Origin of the sequence: Grylomicrobium aquisgranense (genome assembly GCF_033971865.1) — a bacterium.
Classification (GTDB): Bacteria; Bacillota_I; Bacilli_A; order Erysipelotrichales; family Erysipelotrichaceae; genus Bulleidia; species Bulleidia massiliensis.
In genome coordinates, this window is the sequence record NZ_JALBUR010000058.1 from 1 (window position 1) to 5,151 (window position 5,151).

Annotated in this window: 5 protein-coding genes and 1 rRNA gene; 2 read left to right on the forward strand and 4 right to left on the reverse strand. The window is 48.6% G+C overall.

The window, feature by feature from the left end; translation table 11 throughout:
• Positions 1–4: 4 nt before the first annotated feature.
• From MOZ60_RS11200 to MOZ60_RS11210, 3 genes are read right to left on the reverse strand one after another with little or no spacing between them, the layout of a single operon-like run.
• Positions 5–511 (reverse strand): YcxB family protein, encoded by a 507-nt coding sequence (locus MOZ60_RS11200; protein WP_277634819.1) that lies wholly within the window; start codon positions 509–511, stop codon positions 5–7.
• Positions 508–1,041: a bifunctional pyr operon transcriptional regulator/uracil phosphoribosyltransferase PyrR gene (gene pyrR, locus MOZ60_RS11205; RefSeq protein WP_370596738.1), complete on the reverse strand. Its 534-nt coding sequence runs from the start codon at positions 1,039–1,041 to the stop codon at positions 508–510. Before pyrR ends, MOZ60_RS11200 begins: the two co-directional genes overlap by 4 nt.
• A gap of 3 nt (positions 1,042–1,044) precedes the next feature.
• A complete protein-coding gene (locus MOZ60_RS11210) occupies positions 1,045–1,863 on the reverse strand; it encodes a M15 family metallopeptidase (protein ID WP_370596739.1) in 819 nt (272 codons plus the stop codon).
• A gap of 125 nt (positions 1,864–1,988) precedes the next feature.
• Between MOZ60_RS11210 and MOZ60_RS11215 the strand changes: the two genes are divergently transcribed.
• Together MOZ60_RS11215 and MOZ60_RS11220 are read left to right on the forward strand one after the other, a co-directional pair.
• Positions 1,989–3,458, forward strand: a complete 1,470-nt coding sequence (locus tag MOZ60_RS11215; RefSeq protein ID WP_370596740.1) for a family 1 glycosylhydrolase — start codon at positions 1,989–1,991, stop codon at positions 3,456–3,458.
• 93 nt (positions 3,459–3,551) lie between these two features.
• Entirely contained in the window at positions 3,552–4,982 is a 1,431-nt protein-coding gene (locus MOZ60_RS11220; protein WP_370596741.1) for a 6-phospho-beta-glucosidase, read from the forward strand.
• A gap of 85 nt (positions 4,983–5,067) precedes the next feature.
• Here the strand turns inward: MOZ60_RS11220 and rrf are convergent.
• Positions 5,068–5,151 (reverse strand): 5S ribosomal RNA (gene rrf, locus MOZ60_RS11620); the annotation flags it as partial.

Genomic DNA, 5,151 nt, shown 5'->3' on the forward strand with positions numbered 1-5,151 from the left:
TTTATCATGCCGTATGCACTTTGTCAACGCTCTTTGCTTTGGCATGCAGGAAGGCAATGAGCTCTGCACTGCAGTATTTCTTGATCACAATCTGCCCGCTGCCCGGCTTTGCCATCAGATAGAAGGCATTTCCATCCTCCAGGATTTCCTGCAGGTCACTGTACAGCAGCCTGCCTTTATTGCTGTGCCATTTCACGATAAAGCCCTTGCGGTCAAAGGATAACGACTGCTCGTCCCTGGAGATCATCGGGTTTTCCAGGTAGTGATTGCGGCAGGTAATCGGCCACATGAAGCCAAGCATGAAAGCAGAAAGAAAGGAAAAACACAGGCCTGCGATCAGAATGTAGATGATATGCAGGAAGTATCCGGCAGCGGCGATGACAAGGCCGATTGCTAGCATGATGGCTTCCTGTTTCTGCTGGCGTTTCTTTGCGCCGATGCCGCATACGTTGCAATAGCGGCGGTAATCAGAAGCTGAGATCTTCTGCGTGATATGGAAGTCCGGTGTCATCTTTCAATGTAGACGGCATTTTCACCATCATTGTCCATCAATCTGACCTGTACGTTTTCACTCTTTGCCGTTGGTACATTCTTGCCGACAAAGTCCGCCCGGATCGGCAGTTCGCGGTGGCCTCTGTCCACCAGCACAGCAAGCTGGATGTACTTTGGACGTCCCTTTGTGATGACAGCTTCCATGGCTGCTCTGGCTGTGCGGCCAGTATAGAGCACATCATCCACGATGATGACAGTTTTGCCAGTGATGTCACATGGGAATACAGATTCCTGGCTGCGCTTTTGTTTCTCTTCATTGCTCAGATCGTCACGGTGCAGGGTAATGTCCAGATGGCCCACAGGGACTGTTACGCCTTCAAACTTCTGAATATTTGCCTGCAGGATCTTTGCCAGGCAGACGCCTCTTGTCACAACGCCCATTAATACAACATCCTGCACGCCCTCATTGCGCTCAATGATCTCATGTGTCATGCGGGCCAGAGAACGCCGCATCGTCACTTCATCCATAATCTGTGTTTTCTCACTCATGATTCACTCTCCAAAATACTCTTCCATCGTTAATCCCGAAGCAGTGATCTTCTCTGCCTCGTCTTTGCCAACATACCGATAGTTCCACGGGGAATAGATGACCCCGGTCACATCCTGCTTGTTCTGCGGATAGCGCAGGATCCAGCCATACCTGGCCGCATTTGCCGCAAGCCAGGCACTTTCACCGGTTGTATCAAAACATTCATCCAGACGGCACGTGCCATCACTTGTGCCAAGGTCCACGGCAAGGCCAAGCTGGTGTTCACTCGCCCCGGGCATATCATCAATAATGTCCGCGTGGTCTTTGCCATACAGACCGACATAGTAGTTGTACAGTTCTGTTTCATCTTCATAGCTGCGATAGCCTGAGATCAGCACCAGATTGACGCCGTCCTGTCTGGCTGCCGCAAACATCTCTTCCAGTGCCTGGGCTGCTTCATGACGCAGATAGATCGTGCGTGAACTTGGCACATCCACCTGTACCAGGTCATCCGGCACATAGCTTTGATCCAGACGGGATGTGCGGTTGACAATCTTTAACAGGGAATCATTGGAAGTGGTGTCCGGGGTGGCGGTTACAACTGGCGTTGGTGTCGGGGTTGATGTTGGAACAACGGCAGGCACCGCTGTGGATACAGCAGAAGCCGTGGCATGCGGTGAAGAAAGCGAGGCAGTGGCAGCAGTCCCCTTTTTCGCAGCTGCGCTGCGGATGCGCTGGGCACCGCCGGACAGCGTTAAAACAAGCAGTCCGGCCACAATCAGGCCGCACAGCACAATGACAGTATACAGTTTTGCATAAAAGCGCCGTTCTGATCTTTTCACAAGTCATATTGTACTACAAGAAGCACGTCTGTCCCTGTCTGCCAGCCCTGTTTGCCTGCATAAGATGCACTTTCTGATGCTATGTAAGCGATTATAATAAAAACAGAAAGAGAGGTTTAGAACAGATGTCTTTTCCAAAGAATTTTCTCTGGGGCGGTGCTGTTGCGGCCAACCAGCTCGAAGGTGCCTATCTGACAGATGGCAAAGGTCTCAGTGATGCCGATATGCTCAAAGGCGGCAATGTTTCCACACCCCGCAAGTTTTCACCGGTGATTGAAAAGGGTGCTTACTATCCGTCTCATGAAGCCATTGATTTCTACCATCATTATAAAGAGGATATTGCTCTGTTTGGTGAGATGGGGTTCAAGTGTTTCCGTCTGTCCATCAACTGGAGCCGGATCTATCCAAATGGCGATGATGCAGAACCAAATGAAAAGGGCCTGCAGTTCTATGATGATGTGTTTGATGAATGCCACAAGCACAACATCGAGCCGCTGGTCACATTGTGCCATTATGAGATTCCATGGGCAATCACAACCAAATACCATGGCTTCTATGACAGGCGTACCATTGATCTGTTTGTGAAGTATGCCGCTACCTGTTTCAGAAGATACAAGGATAAGGTGAAGTACTGGCTGACCTTCAATGAGATCAACTGTGCCCTGATGCCGGGCGGTGGTTCTTATAACGGCCTTGGTCTGGTGCTGGATGAAGATCTCAAGGATGAAAGCCAGCGTCCTGTCGATGCTCTGCATGACAATCTGCAGATGCGCATGGAAGCTTTGCACAATGAGTTTGTCGCAAGTGCAAAGGCTGTTATGGAAGGCCACAAGATCAATCCGGACTTCATGATCGGCAACATGATTGCCCACATGACACTGTATCCGCTGCGTCCGCATCCGGATGATGTTCTCAAGACAAAGCAGGCTTCGGATCTCCTTAACAACATGTGCGGTGATGTTCAGGTCAGAGGTGAATATCCCTGCTTTGCCAGGCCGTTCTTAAAGTCCAAGGGCATTAATACATCCTTCATGGACAATGAGGAAGACAAGAAGATCCTGAAGGAAGGCACGGTTGACATGTATACATTCTCATATTACGCGACCAACTGTGTGACAGCTGAAAAGGACAAGCAGGGAACCGATGGCAACCTGATGGGCGGCGTGAAGAATCCGTACCTGAAGGCTTCGCCCTGGGGCTGGCAGATTGATCCGGAAGGTCTGCGCTATACCCTCGATGATCTGGCTGGCAGATATCCGCATACACCATTGATGGTTGTGGAAAATGGCCTTGGTATGATTGATAAGGTTGAAGCTGATGGCAGTATCCATGATGATTACCGCATCAACTATCTGCGTGATCATATTGCCGAAATGAAGAAGGCTGTGGAAGAAGACGGCGTCAATCTGATCGGTTATACAACTTGGGGCCCGATTGATCTTGTCTCCGCTGGTACAGGTGAGATGTACAAGCGCTATGGCTTCATCTATGTCAACCGCAATGATGACGGTACTGGTGATTTCTCCAGAAGCAGAAAAGATTCCTTCTTCTGGTATAAGAAGGTCATTGCCAGCAACGGCGAGGATCTGAAGTAAGGAAATATGGAAAAGGCACCGCACGGTGTCTTTTTCTATCCGATCAAAGTAAAAAACAGAGTATCATGAAAGCAGAGATAAAGGGAGGAAAGTATGCCATTTCGTAAAGACTTCTTATGGGGCGGTGCCGTCGCTGCCCACCAGGTTGAAGGTGCCTGGGACCAGGATGGAAAGGGACCGTCCATTGCGGATGTGATGACTGCCGGAGGCAATGGGATCCCCCGTGTCATTACCGATGGTGTTCTGCCATCTGAATACTATCCGAACCATGAAGCTGTTGATTTCTACCATCATTACAAGGAAGATATTGCCATGTTTGCGGAAATGGGCTTCAAGTCATTCCGCACATCCATTGCCTGGAGCCGCATCTACCCGAATGGTGATGATGCGCAGCCGAATGAAAAGGGCCTGCAGTTCTATGATGATCTGTTTGATGAGTGCCATAAGTACAACATTGAGCCGATCATTACCCTGCAGCACTTTGAGATGCCATGGCATCTTGCCAAAAAGTACAACGGCTTCATGGACAGACGCTGCATTGATTTCTTTGTCAGATTTGCAAAGACCTGCTTTGAAAGATACCACAAAAAGGTAAAGTACTGGATGACATTCAACGAGATCAATAACCAGGGTGCTGCGCCGATTGCCCATCACATGTTGCAGGAAGGTGCTGTACTGACCACAGATGATAATCCAGATAATGAAAGAATGATGTATCAGTCATCTGTGTATGAGCTCGTCGCCAGTGCAAAAGCTGTACAAATTGGCCATGAAATTGATCCGAACATAATGATCGGCTGTATGATTGCCTATGAGCCGATCTATGCAAAGACATGCAATCCTCAGGATTACATTGAGATGACGGAAGCCAACCATAAGCGCTACTGGTATATGGATGTACAGGCAAAGGGAATCCTGCCAAACTACATCCAGAAATACTGGCAGCGTATGGGCTGGGATATCGATGTCACTGAAGATGATCTCAGGGAACTTGCCAAAGGAAAAATCGATTATATTGGTTTTAGCTATTATATGTCACAGACAACTGCGGCAAAGAAAGATAATCCGCATTACAACTTCTATGAGAACAAGGACCTGGTCAGGAATCCATATCTGAAGGTATCTGACTGGGGCTGGCCGATTGATCCGCTTGGATTAAGATATGCGCTCTGCTGGATGGAAGATCGTTATAACCTGCCGATGATGATTGTCGAGAATGGTCTGGGTGCCTATGATCAGAAGGAAAAAGACGGCAGTGTGGATGATCAGTATCGAATAGACTATCTAAAGGCACATATTGAAGCCATGAAGGAAGCTGTTGAGGAAGATGGTGTGAATCTGCTGGGTTATCAGATGTGGGCTCCGATTGATATCGTATCTGCCTCTACTGGTGAGATGGATAAGAGATACGGCTTCATCTATGTAAATAAGAACAACAAGAGAGAAGGAGATCTCTCCAGAAGCAGGAAGAAGTCCTTCTACTGGTACAAGAAAGTCATTGCCAGCAACGGTGAAGATTTGTAAGAGGAAACGAAAACGAGGCTGAAAGGCCTCGCTTTTTTGGCTTGCTGAAGGGAAAAAAGAAAAGGATCCGTAAGGATCCTTGCTAACCTGGCAGCGTGCTCTTTTTGCCCGTAAGGCTATCTTCGCCGCTGAAGTGCTTAACTTCTGTGTTCGGGATGGGAACAGGTGT

Bases quoted from the DNA above. Each gene is read 5' to 3' on its own strand.
- pyrR (WP_370596738.1), bottom strand. From the start codon at position 1,041: ATGAGTGAGAAAACACAGATTATGGATGAAGTGACGATGCGGCGTTCT.
- MOZ60_RS11200 (WP_277634819.1), bottom strand. From the start codon at position 511: ATGACACCGGACTTCCATATCACGCAGAAGATCTCAGCTTCTGATTAC.
- MOZ60_RS11215 (WP_370596740.1), top strand. From the start codon at position 1,989: ATGTCTTTTCCAAAGAATTTTCTCTGGGGCGGTGCTGTTGCGGCCAAC.
- MOZ60_RS11220 (WP_370596741.1), top strand. From the start codon at position 3,552: ATGCCATTTCGTAAAGACTTCTTATGGGGCGGTGCCGTCGCTGCCCAC.